Origin of the sequence: Halocynthiibacter sp. (genome assembly GCF_049608145.1) — a bacterium.
Classification (GTDB): Bacteria; Pseudomonadota; Alphaproteobacteria; order Rhodobacterales; family Rhodobacteraceae; genus Halocynthiibacter.
Genome location: NZ_JBMYXF010000026.1, coordinates 1 through 19,811 on the forward strand (window position 1 = coordinate 1; position 19,811 = coordinate 19,811).

The 19,811-nt window shown below is 53.3% G+C and carries 21 protein-coding genes; 19 read left to right on the top strand and 2 right to left on the bottom strand.

Features of this window, described 5'->3' with window-relative positions:
• On the top strand, window positions 1-937 hold a 937-nt coding region (locus ACPGUT_RS09395; RefSeq protein ID WP_423990690.1), incomplete at its 5' end, for a LysR family transcriptional regulator.
• Between the two features lie 207 nt (window positions 938-1,144).
• On the opposite strand, the gene ACPGUT_RS09400 is transcribed toward ACPGUT_RS09395, so the two are convergent.
• A complete protein-coding gene (locus ACPGUT_RS09400) occupies window positions 1,145-1,939 on the bottom strand; it encodes a phytanoyl-CoA dioxygenase family protein (protein ID WP_423990692.1) in 795 nt (264 codons plus the stop codon).
• A 57-nt stretch (window positions 1,940-1,996) separates the two neighbouring features.
• Between ACPGUT_RS09400 and ACPGUT_RS09405 the strand changes: the two genes are divergently transcribed.
• Window positions 1,997-2,938, top strand: a complete 942-nt coding sequence (locus ACPGUT_RS09405; RefSeq protein ID WP_423990694.1) for a LysR family transcriptional regulator — start codon at window positions 1,997-1,999, stop codon at window positions 2,936-2,938.
• 20 nt (window positions 2,939-2,958) lie between these two features.
• Here the strand turns inward: ACPGUT_RS09405 and ACPGUT_RS09410 are convergent, their stop codons facing one another.
• Window positions 2,959-4,728, bottom strand: coding sequence for a serine protease (locus tag ACPGUT_RS09410; RefSeq protein WP_423990696.1), 1,770 nt, complete (start codon window positions 4,726-4,728; stop codon window positions 2,959-2,961).
• 434 nt (window positions 4,729-5,162) lie between these two features.
• On the opposite strand from ACPGUT_RS09410, the gene ACPGUT_RS09415 reads away from it, so the two are divergent.
• From ACPGUT_RS09415 to nuoL, 17 genes are all read left to right on the top strand, one after another.
• Window positions 5,163-5,528: an NADH-quinone oxidoreductase subunit A gene (locus ACPGUT_RS09415; RefSeq protein WP_423990698.1), complete on the top strand. Its 366-nt coding sequence runs from the start codon at window positions 5,163-5,165 to the stop codon at window positions 5,526-5,528.
• Window positions 5,519-6,046: a NuoB/complex I 20 kDa subunit family protein gene (locus ACPGUT_RS09420; protein WP_423990700.1), complete on the top strand. Its 528-nt coding sequence runs from the start codon at window positions 5,519-5,521 to the stop codon at window positions 6,044-6,046. Before ACPGUT_RS09415 ends, ACPGUT_RS09420 begins: the two co-directional genes overlap by 10 nt.
• A gap of 12 nt (window positions 6,047-6,058) precedes the next feature.
• Entirely contained in the window at window positions 6,059-6,670 is a 612-nt protein-coding gene (locus ACPGUT_RS09425) for an NADH-quinone oxidoreductase subunit C (RefSeq protein ID WP_423990702.1), read from the top strand.
• A 20-nt stretch (window positions 6,671-6,690) separates the two neighbouring features.
• A complete protein-coding gene (locus ACPGUT_RS09430) occupies window positions 6,691-7,566 on the top strand; it encodes a sulfotransferase (protein WP_423990704.1) in 876 nt (291 codons plus the stop codon).
• Entirely contained in the window at window positions 7,566-8,786 is a 1,221-nt protein-coding gene (locus ACPGUT_RS09435; RefSeq protein ID WP_423990768.1) for an NADH-quinone oxidoreductase subunit D, read from the top strand. Before ACPGUT_RS09430 ends, ACPGUT_RS09435 begins: the two co-directional genes overlap by 1 nt.
• A gap of 58 nt (window positions 8,787-8,844) precedes the next feature.
• Window positions 8,845-10,008, top strand: coding sequence for an NADH-quinone oxidoreductase subunit E (locus ACPGUT_RS09440; protein ID WP_423990706.1), 1,164 nt, complete (start codon window positions 8,845-8,847; stop codon window positions 10,006-10,008).
• A gap of 3 nt (window positions 10,009-10,011) precedes the next feature.
• On the top strand, window positions 10,012-10,233 hold the full coding sequence (locus ACPGUT_RS09445; protein ID WP_423990708.1) for a DUF5337 domain-containing protein: 222 nt from the start codon (window positions 10,012-10,014) through the stop codon (window positions 10,231-10,233).
• Window positions 10,234-10,287: 54 nt separating this feature from the next.
• A complete protein-coding gene (nuoF, locus tag ACPGUT_RS09450) occupies window positions 10,288-11,583 on the top strand; it encodes an NADH-quinone oxidoreductase subunit NuoF (protein WP_423990710.1) in 1,296 nt (431 codons plus the stop codon).
• Between the two features lie 150 nt (window positions 11,584-11,733).
• Window positions 11,734-12,150 carry a DUF5333 domain-containing protein gene (locus tag ACPGUT_RS09455; protein ID WP_423990712.1) on the top strand — a complete coding sequence of 139 codons (417 nt, stop codon included), beginning with the start codon at window positions 11,734-11,736 and terminating at the stop codon, window positions 12,148-12,150.
• 3 nt (window positions 12,151-12,153) lie between these two features.
• A complete protein-coding gene (gene nuoG / locus ACPGUT_RS09460; protein ID WP_423990714.1) occupies window positions 12,154-14,172 on the top strand; it encodes an NADH-quinone oxidoreductase subunit NuoG in 2,019 nt (672 codons plus the stop codon).
• Between the two features lie 47 nt (window positions 14,173-14,219).
• Window positions 14,220-14,624, top strand: a complete 405-nt coding sequence (locus ACPGUT_RS09465) for a hypothetical protein (RefSeq protein ID WP_423990770.1) — start codon at window positions 14,220-14,222, stop codon at window positions 14,622-14,624.
• A gap of 10 nt (window positions 14,625-14,634) precedes the next feature.
• Window positions 14,635-15,675, top strand: coding sequence for an NADH-quinone oxidoreductase subunit NuoH (gene nuoH, locus ACPGUT_RS09470; RefSeq protein WP_423990716.1), 1,041 nt, complete (start codon window positions 14,635-14,637; stop codon window positions 15,673-15,675).
• A 3-nt stretch (window positions 15,676-15,678) separates the two neighbouring features.
• Entirely contained in the window at window positions 15,679-16,170 is a 492-nt protein-coding gene (nuoI, locus tag ACPGUT_RS09475) for an NADH-quinone oxidoreductase subunit NuoI (protein WP_423990718.1), read from the top strand.
• Window positions 16,167-16,592, top strand: coding sequence for a carboxymuconolactone decarboxylase family protein (locus ACPGUT_RS09480; protein WP_423990720.1), 426 nt, complete (start codon window positions 16,167-16,169; stop codon window positions 16,590-16,592). Before nuoI ends, ACPGUT_RS09480 begins: the two co-directional genes overlap by 4 nt.
• Window positions 16,589-17,203, top strand: coding sequence for an NADH-quinone oxidoreductase subunit J (locus ACPGUT_RS09485; RefSeq protein WP_423990722.1), 615 nt, complete (start codon window positions 16,589-16,591; stop codon window positions 17,201-17,203). Before ACPGUT_RS09480 ends, ACPGUT_RS09485 begins: the two co-directional genes overlap by 4 nt.
• Window positions 17,204-17,321: 118 nt before the next feature.
• On the top strand, window positions 17,322-17,627 hold the full coding sequence (nuoK, locus tag ACPGUT_RS09490; protein ID WP_039017093.1) for an NADH-quinone oxidoreductase subunit NuoK: 306 nt from the start codon (window positions 17,322-17,324) through the stop codon (window positions 17,625-17,627).
• A gap of 6 nt (window positions 17,628-17,633) precedes the next feature.
• On the top strand, window positions 17,634-19,811 hold the full coding sequence (nuoL, locus tag ACPGUT_RS09495; RefSeq protein WP_423990725.1) for an NADH-quinone oxidoreductase subunit L: 2,178 nt from the start codon (window positions 17,634-17,636) through the stop codon (window positions 19,809-19,811).

A 19,811-nucleotide genomic window follows, 5' to 3' on the forward strand; every position in this document is an offset into this window, starting at 1 on the left:
ACGTGCAACTGTAAGAAACGAAAGTGATATGAGCCAAAAGAGAGAGATCAGCTTGCCCAAACGCCCCTATGATTTGCCACCGGCCAGTTCCCTGATCAGTTTTGAATCGGCAGCGCGGCACGAGAGTTTTAAGCGTGCTGCAGATGAATTGAATGTAACCACCGCAGCCATCAGCCATCAGGTAAAATCGCTCGAAAAAGAGTTGAACTGCCCGTTGTTTCATCGATTTCATCGGGGGGTAGAGTTGACGGAAAGCGGGGCGTATCTTCTGGTGTCGTTGCAGCGATCATTTGAGGGTATTGATGAATCTCTGAAACAATTGCGGGCGCAACACAGCCGGTCTTCGGTGACAATACGGTCAAGTACGGCCGTCAGTTCCCTTTGGTTGACGCCCCGTTTGGCGACGTTCTGGCGTAACTACGGACATATTTCTGTGGCGCAGCTTGTGAGCGATGATCATCACGATGTGTCGGGCTGTGACCTGAGTATTCATTACGGCGATATGGCAAATGACAGCGGTATATGTCGCAAACTGTTTCACGGGGAAACCGTGGCGCTTGGCAGTCCGGAATTTGCAAAGCTATATAATATCAAGACGGTAGAAGATTTGGCAAAAGTGCCATTGATCCATCTGGCAGATGGGGACACTGGATGGACGAACTGGAACAATTGGACCGCCGCGTTGGGGTATAGCGGGCCATTGAATGTAAAGCACCGGGTGAATAATTACGTCATCGCCCTGCAAGCTTCGCAGGATGACATGGGGGCGGTTCTGGGTTGGGAAAGCTTGACGTCTGAAATTGTCAGCGCAGGAAAGCTTGTCCGGTTGTTGCCGGAAGCCGTGGCCGCGACGCAGGATTTTTACTTGAAACTGCACAATCAGTCATCAGACAGGGCGCGGCTTGTGTTTGAGTGGCTGACAGAAAAGACTGGATAAAAGCGTGTGATGTTTTGCGCTTAGGTATCCGTATAGCTTAAAACTATACTTTGTGTGTTGTTATATATCAAATATCTCTGATGCTATATGGGGCGTTTTTATATCCTACCAAACATGCGTGTCAGGCGAAATAAATTAGAACGGGCTTTTTGCTGCTTTCTGGATACCTGACCGGAGCCGCCGACATGGCGACGGCTCCTACATATGTTAGCGCTGAAAAATGACCGGAAACCAATCTTCGCGTAGGGTCTGACCTGGCTGCATGTTGTGGCCGGGAAATGGGGGTGACGTAGGTCCTGGGCGTTCGATATAGCGGGCGTCGTCTCCAACGAGTCTCAAGGAAAATGCGCGACGGCGGGTCCCTGTTTCATTCCCCCGTGCACCGTGAAGCGTGCCATAGTTGAAAGCAACAGCGTCGCCTGCTTGCATTGCCCATTCTTTGATATTCATACCTTCCGCATCGGGATCTGGGACTGGCATGTATTCATCTTCATTTGGATAAAAGTTTGTTTCCGCAAGCCAACGGGTGGGCAAGACTGGCTTTTCCCATTTATGGCTGCCGGCAACACACCGAAGGCTTGCCTCTTGAACCATATCCATCGGGGACCAAAAGCTGATGTTCTGCAGGCCACTCACAAAGTAATATGGCCCGTCCTGATGCCAGGGGGTCGGTTTGGATGTGCCCGGTTCCTTAACCAATACGTGGTCGTGGAAAACCTGTACACGATTTGAGCCCATCAGATCTGCGGCGATTTCTGCCGCACAAGAGGTTCGGATCACCTGTTCGAACTCGGGAATGCGGGTCCAATTACAGTAGTCATCAAAAAACCGGCCACCTTCGCCTTGCTGCAGGTTTTCCGATGCATAAGGCCCGGGTTCTTTCATGTTACGTTCAATTCCCGCGCGTATTTTTTCGACCTGATCCTTGAAAAGTCCTTTGATCAGAACGACCCCATCACGTTGATAGGTTTCAATGTGTTCTTGGGTTAGAAGTGAATGCATGTGTGAAATCCTCCATTTCAGAGAAATCATATCCATTGCAATATTTAACTTCCAATAATGTCTGGTGATATTATTATTAGCTTTATGCTATATATTACACTCCGCCAATATGAGTACATCGTTGCTGTCGCCGACGCTGGTAGCCTAACGGATGCTGCGGCCCTTTTGCATGTTTCACAGCCGTCACTCTCTGTTGCTATTACACGAGCTGAACAAAAACTTGGGCAGCCAATGTTTGTTCGCCGCAAAGGTGCTGCCATCCAAATAACACCATTTGGGCATCAGGTAGTGGACAGGGCACGTAATCTGATCCGTCTGGCCACCGAAATTGAGTTGGGGCCAGAAAAGGTTCGTCCAATCGTGGTGGGATGCTTTGAAGACATTGCCCCATGGTATCTTCTTTCCACGCTGGAAATGTTAAAGGCTAGCTTCCCGTCGGTCTCTTTCAAGGGGCAGGAGGGCCGTTTTTCCAAACTGGCGGCGGATCTTGCCGAAGGCCGGGCTGACATAGCGATTTCCTATGACATAGGATTTGAAGGGGCGTTTGAACGGCGCAAAATCATAGATATCAAACCAGTTGCGTTTCTCTCAATAGATCATCCACTTTCGACGCGTTCATCGATCGACATTGAAGATCTGATAAATTATCCGCTGATCCTCTCAACAGAGGAATTATCCGAAGGTTTTATCCGGAACCTTTTTGATGAATCCCAGCTGACGCCAAATATCACTCATAGAGCGACGTCTCTGGAGATGATGCGCTCTATGGCGGCGCATGATCTTGGTGTTGGCATAAGCTATTCGCATCCTCCGAATGACATCTCTTATGATGGCAAACCCATATTGACTGTTCCAATATGTTCTCCCAAGGCGCGCGCAGATATTGTGTTGTTATGGTCTGGCTTGCGTAAGATGGATCAACAATTCAGTGATGTCTTGGATGCCGTGGCGGCATCTGATTTCTTACCATACAGCGCCCGGAAAACAGGGATTTACTGATTTCCGGGCGCTGTGATTTCTTATTCCCAGCAGCTGACCAATACGGTCATTTCAGCGGCGCGGGTTGTCAGGTCTTCCGGTGCGATTGCATCGGTTGCTGTAGGGGCTGTGGGGGTGATGTTGTTTGCGAATAACAAATCAACCAGAGCCGGGCTGCGTGTGGCGAAACGCACGATTTCGGGCAGTTGCTGACCTTCGGGTGAAGCGACGGGATTGAGTAGACCAATCACCGCGCCGGATGTGTCAAACACCGGGCCACCTGCATCTCCAGGCTCTGCCAGCATCGCAAGGCGCTGCACTGCTTTTTCCCCATTCAGGCCGCGAATGTCTTCCAGACGGCCCCAGGTTAGGGTCGCGGCTGGCAGAACACCTTCAAACGGGAAACCCGCGACAATTACGTCTGACTGAAGGCGGGCAGAACCATCACGCAATTGGGCCACGGCGGCAGGGGCCATTGGGGATGTCGGCCGCAACGCCGCAACGCCGAGCGCCTCATCCGAGAAGATGATTTCTGCGCTGGTGTCGTGGTTTAGGGTGATCTCGCCGCACTGCCCTAGGATTTCAGATGTGGTTAGAACCGTCCCGTTATCGGAAATGTAGAAACCGGACCGCGACAGGGTGGGTTTACGAATTTCAAGACCTGCCAGCAGGTCGATGCTTTGGTCATCGCCGGGATCTGTCAGGGGCAGGCTTGTGCCGGGCAGGGAGGTGAAGCTGTTTTGCATTGCGGTGAGAACGCGTTGGCGGCGACGTTCATCATTCAAAGGCCAGACGAGGGTAAAGCCTTTGACTTCGCCATTGGCAAAGCGTGCTTCGGTGTGGCTGATGAAATCGCTGTTCTGGCCAACAAGGGTGAAGCTGTCCGCCTCTTTGCTGCGCGGGCCCTGTGGTGGCACAATTTCCAGTGTTTGCATGATATCATAGAGACCATGCAGTGTGGCGCGGGTGCCAGATTGTGAAATCAGAAGCATGCGCACGCCGCTGTCGTCTTTCGCATCAAACTGCACAAACGGATATTCTTCGCGGCTGCGGGTGATCAAGGCGCCCGGAATATCCAAGGTGATCCCGGCTGTTGTGTCGGTGTGTGACGTCATTCCTATGCTGGCCAGTACTTCGTTATAGCGGGTCAGAAGCTGTTGGCGTTGTGCGGTTGTCAGAACACCGGATGTGTCGTGACCGTTTGCGCCCTGCCAGGCAGCCATGGAACGACGTGTGCCGCGCCCAAAGGATCCGTCAATCGCAGCATCATAGAAACCTTCCCACTGCAGAGCGACCTGCAGCTCTTTGCGTTCGTCGCGGGTCAGGTTGGCTTCGGAACGGCGGGCTTCGCGTGGGGTTTCATCCGGTTCGGCTGGGGTGGCTTCCAGAATGATCTCAGCCGGCGCAGGATCTGCAGTCGCCTGTTCGATCGGTGTCTGGACCGGATCAACAGGTTGGGGGTTCGTCAGCGCGCTTGCGCCGGTTGGCCAGAACTGTTGAGAATAATCAAGGCTGTTGGTGATATAGCTGTCGCGGGGAATAGCGCCATTGGCTTTTAAGGTGCGCATCCGGTCTTCTGCATCTGCTGCCGAATATGGACCCAAGGCAATGGCATACCAGCCAGACCGCATACGAAAACCGTTGACTTCGAACAGCTCGTTTGACCATGCGCGGGCACGGGTCTGTGCGCCCTGAAGGTCGGGCTTCGCTTCAATCTGAACGAATGCAGTTGTCTGTGCGGAGGCCGGTAAAACAGAGGAAATAGTGACAGAAACAACAAAAAGAAAAGCAGCGAAAAGGCGCGAAAACATGTGTGAACCCTGTTTGAGTAAATCGAATCCTGCGGACGCTAACAGAATTGACCAGGATTGCACATGGGCGGCCAGATCTGAAGCGGTTGGAGGCGAAAATGTGACAGAAATACCGTCGTTCAAGGTGGCTTTTGGGGTGCCATAGGAGGAGTGTAGGGGAGTCGCCTTTACGCCAAGTTTGGTCTGTTTCCGCTGAAAGTAAGCGCGATTTAATGACACAGTCGTGAAGTCATTAACCTAGGGGAACACCAGGGCATTGCGAAAACTGTCTTGTTTATCTGTATTTGTTGAGGTTTGGCGCGAAAAGTAGGGAAAGCAAGACTGTATAAAAACTGTACTTCGTTAACGCCCTCTGCATTGACCCTGATGACACGGGGGTTTAAACCCAAAGGCAACCAGGCACGCGTTGCTTTCACGCCACCAAGGAGCCAGATGTGCAAGACCTTCTGAGAGAATACCTCCCCATCCTGATTTTTCTTGCGTTGGCCATTGGCATTGGACTTGTTTTGATCCTTGCCGCTGTTGTCCTCGCTGTACGCAATCCCGACCCGGAAAAAGTCTCTGCTTATGAATGTGGATTTAATGCTTTTGACGATGCGCGGATGAAATTTGATGTGCGGTTCTACCTTGTGTCGATCCTATTTATCATCTTCGATCTTGAGATCGCTTTCCTCTTCCCATGGGCTGTTGCCTTTAAGGATGTCGGGCTGGTTGGTTTCTGGTCCATGATGGTGTTCCTTGGGGTGCTGACCATTGGTTTCGCTTACGAATGGAAGAAGGGGGCGCTGGAATGGGAATGACGGCTGCAACTGCTGGCGAAGATCGTTCTGTCGCCACCGCTGAATTGAACAAAGAACTTCAGGATAAAGGTTTCATCCTGACGTCCACCGAAGATGTGATCAACTGGGCGCGCACGGGTTCCTTGCACTGGATGACCTTTGGTCTGGCCTGTTGTGCGGTTGAAATGATGCACACATCCATGCCCCGTTACGACTTAGAGCGTTATGGCACCGCACCGCGCGCGTCCCCACGTCAGTCAGACCTGATGATTGTTGCGGGCACGCTGACCAATAAAATGGCACCGGCGTTGCGCAAGGTTTATGATCAGATGCCAGAACCGCGGTATGTGATTTCCATGGGATCTTGCGCGAATGGCGGCGGCTATTATCACTATAGCTATTCTGTTGTGCGCGGTTGTGACCGTGTTGTGCCTGTGGATGTTTATGTTCCAGGCTGCCCGCCCACCGCCGAGGCACTGATGTATGGCATTCTGCAACTGCAACGCAAAATTCGCCGCACCGGCACCATCGCGCGATAAGGGGATCTAAAGATGTACGAAGCCCTGAACGAATTTGGCGCTTATCTTGAGCTGAAACAGCCAGATGCGGTGATCTCATATGTCGTGTCTGACCATGGTGAGTTGACCGTGGATGTGGCACCATCCGAGATCGTCGGATTTGTCGAATTCCTGAAGAACGACCGTCAGTGTCAGTTTTCCAGCCTGATCGATATTACTGCTGTGGATTACCCGTCGCGCGACAAGCGTTTCGATATGATCTACCATTTTCTATCCATGTATCAGAACCACCGGATCCGACTGCGCAGTCAGTTGCGTGAAGAGGAAATGATTGCTTCTGTCGTGTCTGTGCACCCCAGTGCCAACTGGTTTGAACGTGAAGTGTTCGATATGTTCGGCATCCTGTTTTCCGGCCACCCGGATCTGCGCCGTATTCTGACCGACTATGGGTTCCGTGGTCATCCGCTGAAGAAAGACTTCCCGACCACCGGTTACACTGAAGTGCGTTACGACGAAGAGTTGAAGCGCGTGGTCTATGAACCTGTGAATCTTGTGCAAGAATACCGTCAGTTTGATTTCATGTCCCCCTGGGAGGGCGCGGAATACATTCTACCAGGTGATGAGAAAAAAGAGGCCAAAGGTTAAGAATGGGGCAGGCGACGCTCATGTTTGGGATAGGTGCAACGAAAGCGGGGACCAGCTGGCTCTACCGTTATCTACGCTCGCATCCTGAGTGTCGTATGCCGGCGGTTAAGGAACTGCATTATTTCAACACGACGGATGCAGACGCAATACAGCTTCAGGCGGCCAACCTGAATTCAAAAGCTGATAAGTTCTTGTCACAATCTGAAGGTCATGAAGGCGTGCGCAAGCTGAATACGCTGATGTCTTCTGAAGAATACCGCGTGGCTTCTGAGGTGATTACATCGGATCGCGAAGGGCATTCTGCCTATCGCGAATTCTTGCTGGATTCCGCGACAGAAGACGGGGCCAAACTGGCGGGGGATATCACGCCAGCTTATGCGCTTTTGCCGGAAGAAACGTTGCGCGAAATGTCTGACCTAACGTCGGAAACCCGTTTTATCTATATCATGCGTGACCCTGTTGATCGGCTTTGGTCCAATATCCGCATGAACGCCTCGCGCCGCCTTGAAGAAGGGCGGTCATTGAACGAATTTTCCAATACGATCTTGGAACGCGTTGTTAAACGCGGGCAGCATCCGGCGCTGATGCAGCGGTCTGATTATGCGTCCACATTGGAAAAACTCGACAACGCTGTGCCGGAAAGCAACCGTATGGTTCTGTTTTTTGAACGCCTGTTTTTCGACAGCACAATCCGCGATATCTGTGGCTTTCTGGGCATCAGTTATCACCCTGCGGACTTAGAAAAGAAAGTTCATGCCGGTCATTCCACAGCGATGCGACCGGATCTGAAAATTGCAGCGCGTGCGTTGCTGGATGACCAGTATAAGGCTGTAGAGCGCCGCTTTGACGATCTGCCCGTACGCTGGAAACGAGATATGACGAAGGTAGCTGAATGATGGACGGAACCCCGAAGTTTGACGATGCGCGCACAGGCGAGCAGAAGATCCGCAACTTCAACATCAACTTTGGTCCGCAACACCCTGCGGCCCACGGTGTTTTGCGTCTGGTGCTTGAACTGGACGGCGAAATTGTAGAACGCTGCGATCCCCACATTGGTCTGCTGCACCGTGGCACTGAAAAGCTGATGGAAAGCCGAACTTATCTGCAGAACCTGCCGTATTTCGACCGTCTGGATTACGTGGCACCGATGAACCAAGAACACGCATGGTGTTTGGCGATTGAAAAACTGACCGGCACCGAAGTGCCCCGTCGCGGCAGCCTGATCCGTGTGCTGTATTCCGAAATCGGCCGTATTCTGAACCACCTGCTGAACGTCACCACACAGGCGATGGATGTTGGGGCGTTGACCCCGCCGCTTTGGGGATTTGAAGAACGCGAAAAGCTGATGGTGTTCTATGAACGTGCCTGTGGTGCGCGTCTGCACGCCAACTATTTCCGTCCGGGCGGTGTGCATCAGGATCTGCCTGATGATCTACTGGATGATATCGAAGAATGGTGTGGAACCTTCCCTGCGGTTCTGGCCGACATTGACGGGCTGTTGACCGAAAACCGGATCTTTAAACAGCGCAACGCGGATATTGGTATTGTAACCGAAAAAGATATCCTGGATTGGAGCTTCTCTGGCGTGATGGTGCGTGGATCTGGCTTTGCCTGGGATCTGCGCCGCAGCCAGCCTTATGAATGCTACGATGAATTTGATTTCGAAATTCCGGTGGGCAAAAACGGCGACTGTTATGACCGTTACCTGTGTCGCATGGAAGAAATGCGTCAGTCTCTGCGTATTATGTTGCAGGCGATTGAAAAACTGCGTGCCCCGGAAGGGCAGGGCGATGTGATGGCCCGTGGCAAGCTAAGCCCGCCAAAACGTGGTGACATGAAGACATCTATGGAAGCGCTGATCCACCACTTCAAACTGTACTCTGAAGGCTTCCACGTGCCTGCGGGCGAAGTTTATGCCGCTGTTGAAGCCCCCAAAGGCGAATTCGGCGTCTTCCTTGTGGCGGACGGCACCAATAAACCATACCGCTCCAAGATCCGGGCACCGGGCTATCTGCACTTACAGGCCATGGATCACGTGGCTGGCGGCCATCAGTTGGCGGACGTCGCCGCAATCATCGGCACCATGGATGTTGTGTTCGGGGAGATCGACCGTTGATGATACTCCGCACCCGCACCCCCCATATTGAATATGTCTTTGAGGAGGCCAGCGAATAATGCTACGCCGTCTACATCACACCCAGCCCGAAAGCTTTGCTTTCACGCCTGAGAACCTTGCATGGGCCACGGCACAGCTGACGAAATACCCTGCGGGGCGCGAAGCCAGCGCGATTATTCCACTGTTGTGGCGCGCGCAGGAACAGGAAGGTTGGCTGTCTAAGCCCGCCCTTGAATATGTCGCGGATATGCTGGGCATGGCCTATATTCGTGCTTTGGAAGTTGCGTCTTTCTACTTTATGTTCCAGATGCAACCCACTGGTTCTATTGCACATGTTCAGGTTTGCGGAACCACGTCTTGCATGATCTGTGGTGCGGAAAGCCTGATTGCTGTGTGCCAGGACATGATTGCGGCGAACCCGCATGATGTGTCTGAAGATGGCAAATTTTCTTGGGAAGAAGTGGAATGCTTAGGGGCCTGTTCCAACGCGCCAATGGTGCAGATTGGTAAAGATTTCTATGAAGATCTAACGCCTGAAATGCTACGCGATATTCTCACCCGTCTGGGTAAGGGCGACGTGCCTGTACCGGGTCCGCAAAACGGTCGCTATGGCTGTGAACCTGCGGGGGGTGCGGTTGTTCTGTCCGACTACGAAAGCGGAAAGACACAGTACAATGCCTCGGTTCAGCTGGCGACGGATATCGGAGAAACTGTAAAGCGGATTGACGGCACAGAAGTGCCTCTGACTGCGCCTTGGACAGATCGAGGCGGGCGTCCACACACGGGCGATGCGGCCCCTTTTGAATTTGTGACGGCTGCAAAGCAGGCCGAAGCAGAAAAGAAAGCGGCCAAGCCTGCGGCGAAGAAACCCGCTGCGAAAAAGGCTGCGCCTGCAAAGGTGGAAGCTGCGCCAACAGGTGAGGTTGCGGAGAAGAAACCACGCACCATGTCTGCGCCACGCAAGGCCGGTGCGGATGATCTGAAACAGCTGAAGGGCGTTGGTCCAAAGCTTGAAACCACACTGAATGACCTTGGCTTCTGGCATTTTGATCAGATCGCCAAATGGGATGCGGCGGCGGTGGCCTGGGTGGATAGCCGCCTGAAGTTCAAAGGCCGTATCGAACGTGATGGCTGGATTGATCAGGCGAAAGCATTGGCAGCCGGTGAAGAAACTGAATTCTCTGCACGCGTCAAAAAGGGCGGCGTGTACAAGGGTGAATAAGCAATGACCCCAGAGAAGGATCATGAACTGGCACGTCGGGCAAGGATGTTATCCCTTGTTGTTGCGGGTGCGGTGATCCTCTGGCTTGGGGGACAATGGATTGGCAGGTTGCTGGGGCTTCCCGGACGGTTTGCCTATCTGTTTGATCTGATGGCAATCGCAGCCTTTGTCTGGGTGCTGGTGGTTGCAATAGGAATTTGGCGCGCGCGCCGTGATGATAGCTAAGCCCGTGAGGGCGGGGTGGCGGAAACGACCACTCGCAATGGAAGGAAAAGTAAGATGCTGAAGGATCAGGACCGGATCTTTACCAACATCTACGGTATGCACGACCGTAGCCTTGCGGGTGCGAAGAAGCGTGGCCATTGGGATGGCACTGCAAAGATCATCAAAAACGGGCGTGACTGGATCATTGACCAGATGAAAGCATCCGGCCTGCGTGGCCGTGGTGGTGCGGGTTTCCCGACCGGTCTGAAGTGGTCTTTCATGCCGAAAGAAACCGACGGTCGTCCGGCATATCTTGTGATCAATGCGGATGAATCTGAGCCCGGCACATGTAAAGACCGCGAGATCATGCGCCACGATCCGCATACCCTGATTGAAGGTGCGCTGATCGCAAGTTTCGCAATTGGGGCGAACAACGCCTATATCTACATCCGTGGTGAATTCATCCGCGAACGCGAAGCGCTGCAGGCGGCGATTGACGAATGTTATGCGGACGGTCTTCTGGGAAAGAATGCCTGTAAATCCGGCTGGGATTTTGATCTTTATCTGCACCATGGGGCAGGGGCCTATATCTGTGGTGAAGAAACCGCGCTGCTGGAAAGCCTTGAGGGCAAAAAAGGCATGCCGCGTATGAAACCGCCGTTTCCTGCGGGGGCTGGTCTGTATGGCTGTCCGACCACTGTGAACAACGTTGAATCCATCGCGGTTGCGCCGACCATTCTGCGTCGTGGGCCGGAATGGTTTTCATCCTTTGGTCGTCCGAATAATGCCGGTACGAAGCTGTTTGCCATGTCCGGTCACGTGAACACACCTTGCGTGTTTGAGGAAGAAATGTCCCTTCCCATGCGCGAGCTGATCGAAAAACATGGCGGCGGCATTCGTGGTGGCTGGGATAATCTGAAAGCGATCATTCCTGGTGGTGCATCCTGTCCGGTTCTGCCGAAAGAGATGTGTGAAGACGCAATCATGGATTTCGACTGGATGCGTGAAAACCGGTCGTCCATGGGCACGGCCTGTATGATCGTCATGGATCAGAACACCGATGTGATCAAAGCGATCTGGCGTCTGAGCAAGTTCTTTAAACACGAAAGCTGCGGTCAATGTACACCCTGTCGTGAAGGCACGGGCTGGATGGCGCGCGTGATGGATCGTCTGGTACGTGGTGAGGCAGAAGTTGAAGAAATCGACATGCTGTTTGATGTGACCAAACAGGTCGAAGGCCACACGATTTGTGCGCTTGGGGATGCGGCGGCTTGGCCAATTCAAGGCTTGATCCGTCACTTCCGCGAAGAAATCGAAGATCGCATTAAAGCCAATAAAACCGGGCGCATGGGCGCTATGGCTGCGGAATAAGCGGAACAATGAAACAACACGCAACATATCATCAGCCAAAAGGCACCGATACGCGGCAGGTCTCTGCCGGTATTTGGTATGTATGCATGGATGTTATTGAATATCAGGTGGGGGAAACCCCAGCTCCTTTCTATCGAAAGGAGACATCTTATGTCTGATATTAAAAAGTTTCTTGTGGCTGGCGCCCTGGCGGTTCTGACAGCTGTTCCGGTGGTTGCTGCTGCGCCTGTGCCCTTGGCTCAAAATGATGCTGTGAACAATCGCTTGATCACAGCCGGGATAGTGCGGCGCATTCACAAGCGCTGTCCGGATCTGACTTATAAACGTGTGCGCAGTTTTATGTATCTGCGTTCCATTCACAGTTTCGCGCAAGACCAAGGTTACAGCGCGGATGAAATCGAAGCCTATATCGACGACACGGATCAAGAAGCCCGGCTTTATGTCCATGTTGATAACTGGCTGACCCAGCGTGGGGCCCGTGTGGGCAACGCGGAAAGCTATTGTGCCATTGGCCGTGCGGAGATGTCCGCTGGCAGCCAGATCGGCAATTTTCTGAGGACGGACTAGGACATGACGGACCTGCGTAAGATCATCATCGACGAGAAAGAGGTTGAGGTCGATCCGGCCATGACCCTGATTCAGGCGTGTGAACAGGCGGGCGTGGAAGTGCCACGTTTCTGTTATCACGAACGTCTGTCGATTGCCGGCAACTGCCGCATGTGTCTTGTCGAAGTTGTGGGCGGCCCGCCAAAACCGGCGGCCTCCTGTGCCATGCAGGTCCGTGACCTTCGCCCTGGCCCCGAAGGCCAACCACCTGTTGTGAAGACCAACTCCCCCATGGTGAAAAAGGCGCGTGAAGGTGTGATGGAATTCATGCTGATCAACCACCCGCTGGATTGTCCGATTTGTGACCAAGGCGGCGAATGTGACTTGCAGGATCAGGCCATGGCTTATGGCCTGTCCACCACGCGGCACACTGAACCAAAGCGTGCTGTAGATGATCTGGATCTGGGGCCGCTTGTTTCCACCGCGATGACTCGCTGTATTTCTTGCACGCGCTGTGTGCGTTTCACCACGGAAATCGCTGGTATTTCCCAGATGGGCCAGACAGGCCGTGGCGAAGACGCTGAGATCACAAGTTATTTGAATGAAACACTGAACAGCAATCTGCAGGGCAATATCATTGATCTTTGCCCGGTTGGTGCGCTGACCTCTAAACCCTATGCGTTTACCGCACGCCCGTGGGAACTGCGTAAAACTGAGACCATCGATGTTATGGATGCGCTTGGTTCCAACATTCGTGTGGATACCAAAGGCCGCGAAGTGATGCGCATACTGCCGCGCAACCATGATGGCGTGAATGAGGAATGGATTTCTGACAAATCCCGCTTTGTTTGGGATGGTCTGCGTCGTCAACGTCTGGATACGCCCTATGTGCGCGAAGGCGGCAAACTGCGCAAAGCCACCTGGGGTGAAGCTCTTGGGAAAGCTGCGGATGCGATGAAAGGCAAGAAAGTTGCCGGTCTTGTGGGGGACCTTGTGTCGACCGAAGCAGCATTTTCTCTGAAACAACTGGTGGAAGGCCTGGGCGGCAAAGTTGAATGCCGTACAGATCGTTCGAAGCTGCCGGAAGACAACCGGTCTGGTTATGTGGGCACGGCGCGGGTTGAAGATATCGACACGGCCAAAGCCATCATGATCATTGGTGCTGATCCGAGTGTGGAAGCACCGGTTCTGAACGCACGTATCCGCAAAGCCTGGATGTCTGGTGCGACTGTCGGTCTTGTGGGCGAAGCCGTGGATCTGACATTTGAATATCATCATCTTGGTACGGATCGCGATGCGCTTCTGAAACTGAATGAAGGTGGCCATGACGGGGCACTGGGCAAAGACACTGTTGTGATTATCGGGCAGGGTGCCTTGCGCGAAGCAGATGGCGAAGCGGTTCTGTCTCAGGCGATGAAATTTGCCGAAACCACTGAAAGCAAATTCCTGGTTCTGCACACAGCCGCCGGCCGCGTTGGTGCGATGGATGTTGCTGCCGTGACCGAAGGTGGCTTGGATGCAGCTCTTGATGGCGCTGAAGTGATCTACAATCTGGGCTCTGACGAAGTCGACATCGATAAGGGGGCCTTCGTGATCTACCAGGGCAGCCATGGGGATCGCGGCGCGCATCGTGCGGATGTGATCCTGCCGGGTGCAGCGTATACCGAAGAAAGCGGCGTATTTGTGAACACCGAAGGGCGTCCACAACTGGCGCAACGTGCGGGTTTTGCGCCGGGTGATGCGAAAGAAAACTGGGCCATCCTGCGGGCATTGTCTGCAGAGCTTGAAGCGACCCAGCCTTGGGACAGCCTTGGTGCACTGCGCACACAGATGATCGAAGCCGTGCCGCATTTGGGCGCGATAAACGATGTGCCTGAGAATGAATGGAAACGTGTTGCCCTGCGCAAGCCGGGTAAGGCGACACTGATCAATGCAATCAGTGATTTCTATCTGACCAACCCGATCGCGCGATCCAGCCAGTTGATGGCAGAACTGTCGGCGAACGCGAAAGCACGGTCAGAACAGGCGATGGCGGCTGAATAATGAGTGTTTTTCGGCATATCACAGGAACTTCCCTGACGCTTAGAACCATGTTGGCTGGGGGGATTTTTGTCTCACTGTCAGCTTGTGTTTCGGGTGCTCAGGGGCCTGTGGATCCCGACGCGCCATTTGAACCGGAGTATCTGGGTATCGAAACCCGTTTGCTGGACCGGGATTATGAAGGCGATGATCTGATCGCCTTTGACGTAAAGATGCGCGGTGCGCGTGGGCGGGCGGATGTCGCGGCCTATGCGGATTGTGCGGTTGCGCAATATGCGTTGATCCGTGGTTACGGATTTGCGCGACATCTGCGCACGAATATCAAAAATGAGGCTGGCGTTTGGCAAGGGGATGCTATTTACAGCATCTCAGCGGCGCTGCCGCGTGGTTCGCGTACAATCGATGCAGAAGTCGTGCGTGCGAACTGCGTGGAAACTGACATACCGACGGTATAAGAGGCAACAGATGGTCGAATTCTTCACCACTACTAACCTGGGCATTTTGCTGCTGATCATTGGTCAGTGTCTGTTGGTGCTTGTTCCTATTCTGGTGGCTTTGGCCTTCCTGATGTACGCGGACCGTAAGGTCTGGGCGGCTGTGCAGATGCGCAAAGGTCCCAACATGGTTGGGGTTTTTGGTCTGCTGCAAAGTTTTGCGGATTTCTTGAAATACATCGTGAAAGAGGTCGTTGTACCTGCGGGGGCGGACAAAGCTGTCTTCTTCCTCGCACCCATGACCACATTCGTTCTGGCAGTCATTGCCTGGGCCGTGATCCCCTTCAATGAGGGTTGGGTTCTGGCGGATTTGAACGTCGCGGTCCTGTATATCTTCGCGGTTTCATCGCTTGAGGTTTACGGCGTGATCATGGGCGGTTGGGCGTCGAACTCGAAATACCCGTTCCTTGGCTCCCTTCGTTCTGCAGCCCAAATGATTTCTTATGAAGTCTCGCTAGGCCTGATCATCATCGGTGTGATTATCTCATCCGGTTCCTTGAACTTCTCTGGTATCGTTGCGGCACAAGACGGCGCATATGGCATCTTTTCATGGTTCTGGTTGCCACATTTCCCGATGGTATTTTTGTTCTTCATCTCAGCGCTTGCGGAAACAAACCGTCCCCCATTTGACCTTCCCGAAGCGGAATCCGAATTGGTGGCGGGCTATCAGGTTGAATATTCATCCACGCCCTTCCTTCTGTTCATGATCGGTGAATTGATGGCGGTTGTGTTGATGTGTACCCTGACGTCGCTGCTGTTCTTTGGTGGCTGGTTGTCACCGATCCCAGGCCTTCCAGATGGCATCCTGTGGCTGATCGCGAAAATCATTTTCTTCTTCTTCATCTTCGCGATGGTGAAGGCAATCACACCGCGTTACCGTTACGACCAGCTGATGCGCATCGGTTGGAAAATCTTCCTGCCAATGTCTCTGGCTTGGGTTGTTTTGGTCGCGTTCTTTGCACAATACGGAGCCTTTGGCGGTGCTTACGCACGCTGGGCAGTGGGGGGCTGATCGATGGCTATGGATTACACACGCGCGGCGAAATACTTTCTGCTGATGGATGTCATCAAGGGCTTTCAATTGGGTCTGAAGTATTTCTTTGCCCCAAAAGCAACGCTGAACTACCCACAGGAAAAAGGGCCGCTTAGCCCACGTTTCCGTGGTGAACACGCGCTGCGCCGTTACCCAAATGGCGAAGAACGCTGCATTGCTTGTAAACTGTGCGAAGCGATCTGCCCAGCACAGGCGATCACCATTGACGCGGAACCCCGCGATGATGGGTCGCGCCGCACAACGCGCTATGACCTTGATATGACGAAATGTATCTACTGCGGTTTCTGTCAAGAAGCCTGCCCGGTGGATGCAATCGTTGAAGGGCCGAATTTTGAATTCTCAACCGAAACCCGCGAAGAGCTGTTCTATGATAAAGAAAAGCTTTTGGATAACGGTGCACGTTGGGAAGCGGAAATCGCGCGCAACCTGGAAATGGATGCGCCTTACCGATGAGCAGCCCGACAAACCCTTTTGCAGCCATGATGGAACAGGCCCAAGAACAGTTTGGGGAGATGGCGAAAGCCGTGAACCCAGCGCTTGAGACCTTCGCAGCGGATGGGTTTGAAAAGCTGATCCCAACCATGCCTGCGGATTGGATGGAAGGGATGTTCGGCAAAGGCCTGTCGGAAGACGGGTTGGACGCGAAGACAAAACTATTGCTGACATTGGCTGGTCTGACCTGCCAAGGCGCGCAGGCGGAGATGCCGTTCAAACTGACGGTGCGCCATGCACATGCGGCAGGCGCCACGGCGCAAGAAATTTCAGAAACCATCGCAATGATGGGTATGTTTGCAGGTCTGCCCGCGTCCACACGTGCGGCAAAACTTGCACAGGATGCGCTGGCTGACAGCGAGAAAAAGGAGACAGGCGAATGACAGTCGCTGATTTCGCATTTTATCTTTTTGCCATCACAACTGTGGTCGCTGGGTTCCTGACGGTGATCAGCCGCAACCCCGTGCACTCGGTTCTGTGGTTGATCCTGGCATTCCTTTCGGCGGCGGGCTTGTTTGTGCTTTTGGGCGCGGAATTCGTCGCGATGTTGTTGATTATCGTCTACGTGGGCGCGGTCGCGGTTTTGTTCCTATTCGTTGTGATGATGCTCGACGTGGATTTCGCGGAACTCAAAAGCGGCATGGCAAAATATATGCCGGTTGCCCTGTTGATCGGCGTCGTGATCTTGATGGAACTCGCCATGGTATTTGGCACGTGGCAAGTCGCAGAAGAAGCGCAAAGCCTGCGCCAAGCCGTGACACCTGCCATCGGCGACATTCACAACACCCAAGCTTTGGGTCTGCTGATTTATGATGACTATATCTACCTGTTCCAAGCTTCTGGCCTGATCCTGTTGACTGCCATGATCGGCGCGATTGTTCTGACATTGCGTCACCGGACCGATGTGAAACGTCAAAACGTCATGGAACAAATGCACCGCGATCCAGCCAAAGCAATGGAGCTGATCGACGTGAAACCGGGGCAGGGGCTGTAAGTGAACAGCTGGCTGATCATCGGGATTGCGATGATTGCTTTTGGAATAACTCTGCGGGTCATGCTGGCGCGTGGTGATAAGAATAAAAAGAACGAAGAGAAGAAGGACTAAAGGAAAAATGGTCGGACTTGAACATTACCTAGGCGTGGCGGCGGCTTTGTTCGTCATTGGCATCTTCGGGCTTTTTCTGAACCGTAAGAACGTCATCATTCTATTGATGTCGATCGAATTGATGCTTCTGGCGGTGAATATCAATCTTGTCGCGTTTTCATCCTACAGCGGCGATCTTGTCGGGCAGGTGTTTACGCTTTTCGTGCTGACAGTGGCCGCAGCAGAGGCCGCGATTGGCCTTGCGATCCTTGTTTGCTTCTTCCGCAACCGTGGTACGATCGCGGTTGAAGACGTCAATGTAATGAAAGGGTAAGGGGACATGGAAAAAATCATCCTCTTTGCCCCGCTTGTGGGCGCGCTGATCGGCGGCTTCGGCTGGCGGATTATCGGTGAAAAAGGCGCACAGCTGATCACCACAGGCCTGTTGTTCTTGGCGGCATTTCTGTCTTGGGTCGTGTTCCTTGGTTTTGACGGCGAGACCCGCCTGATCGAGATCGCGACATGGATCCAATCCGGCACGCTTGATACCAGCTGGGCCATTCGTCTGGACCGTCTGACCGCGATTATGTTGATCGTTGTGACCACGGTTTCAGCCTTGGTTCACCTGTATTCGTGGGGTTATATGGCCCATGACGAGAACTTTGATGACGCGAAAGGCGAAAGCTATCGTGCGCGGTTCTTTGCATATCTCAGCTTCTTTACCTTCACCATGTTGATGCTGGTGACCTCTGACAACCTGGTTCAAATGTTCTTTGGCTGGGAAGGTGTGGGTGTTGCGTCTTATTTGCTGATCGGCTTCTACTATAAGAAGCCATCCGCAAACGCGGCGGCGATGAAAGCTTTTGTTGTGAACCGGGTCGGTGACTTTGGTTTCGCGCTTGGGATCTTTGGCCTGTTCTACATGACTGGCAGCATCGACTTTGATGTGGTCTTTGCAGCGGCACCGGATTTGGCGCATCAGAACATCACGTTCCTCTGGACAGAATGGAACGCAGCGAACTTGCTGGCCTTCTTGCTGTTCATCGGTGCGATGGGTAAATCGGCGCAATTGTTCCTGCACACTTGGTTGCCTGACGCGATGGAAGGGCCGACACCTGTGTCCGCCTTGATCCACGCGGCGACCATGGTGACCGCGGGTGTTTTCCTGATCTGTCGCATGTCGCCTTTGATGGAATTCGCACCAGAGGCCACCACCATTATCGTTTACATTGGCGCCACAACCGCGTTTTTCGCTGCCACCGTGGGCCTTGTGCAAACCGACATCAAACGGGTCATCGCATATTCCACCTGTTCGCAGCTGGGCTATATGTTCGTGGCGGCGGGCGTTGGCGTTTACTCTGCCGCGATGTTCCATCTGTTCACACACGCCTTCTTTAAGGCGATGTTGTTCCTTGGGGCAGGGTCCGTTATTCACGCGATGCACCACGAGCAAGATATGAACAATTACGGCGGCCTGCGCAAAAAGATCCCAGTGACCTATTGGGCCATGATGATTGGTACGCTTGCGATCACAGGTGTTGGTATCCCACTGACAACCATCGGTTTTGCGGGATTCCTGTCTAAAGATGCGATCATCGAAAGCGCTTGGGGTGCACAGACGGCTGCTGGTAACTATGGTTTCTGGATGCTGGTGATTGCCGCCTTCATGACGTCTTTCTATTCTTGGCGTCTGATGTTCATGACCTTCTTTGGCAAGCCGCGCGGCGATGCCCATACCCACGATCACGCACATGAAAGCCCAATGGTTATGTTGGTGCCGCTTGGTGTATTGGCGCTGGGTGCGATCTTTGCGGGTATGCTGTGGTTGAAGCCGTTCTTTGGCGATCATGATGCTGTGAATAAATTCTACGGTGTGCCGACCCACGAAGTTGCAGCGGCAGAAATTGCTACGGCGGATGCTGGTCACGGCGATACAGACGCTGTGTTTGAAGTGGACGCGGGGGCAACTGCTGTTGTGGCTGACGCAAGCCATGGTGACACGGCGGATGCCGATGCGGGCCATGGTGAAGCCGCGGCGGAAGAACATGCCGCGGGTTGGACCCCTGGATCTGGTGCGGTTTACACCCACCCGGATAACCATGTGATGGACAACGCACACCACGCCCCGAAATGGGTTAAGGTCTCACCGTTCATTGCGATGCTTGCAGGTCTGCTGTTGGCGCTCTGGATGTATATCTGGAACCCAACTTTGCCCGGTCGTTTGGCCAAGGCACAACCACATGCCTATCAGTTCCTGCTGAACAAATGGTACTTTGACGAGATCTTTGATTTCCTATTCGTCAAACCATCACAGGCGCTGGGTCGTTTCCTTTGGAAGCGTGGTGATCAGCAAACGATTGATGGCGCGCTGAATGGTGTTGCCATGGGAATTATCCCGTTTTTCACACGGCTCGCGGGTCGCGCGCAGTCCGGCTTTATCTTTACTTATGCCTTCTGGATGGTCATCGGCGTTCTGGTTCTGATGACATGGCTTACGATCAGCGGAGGGGCTGAATAA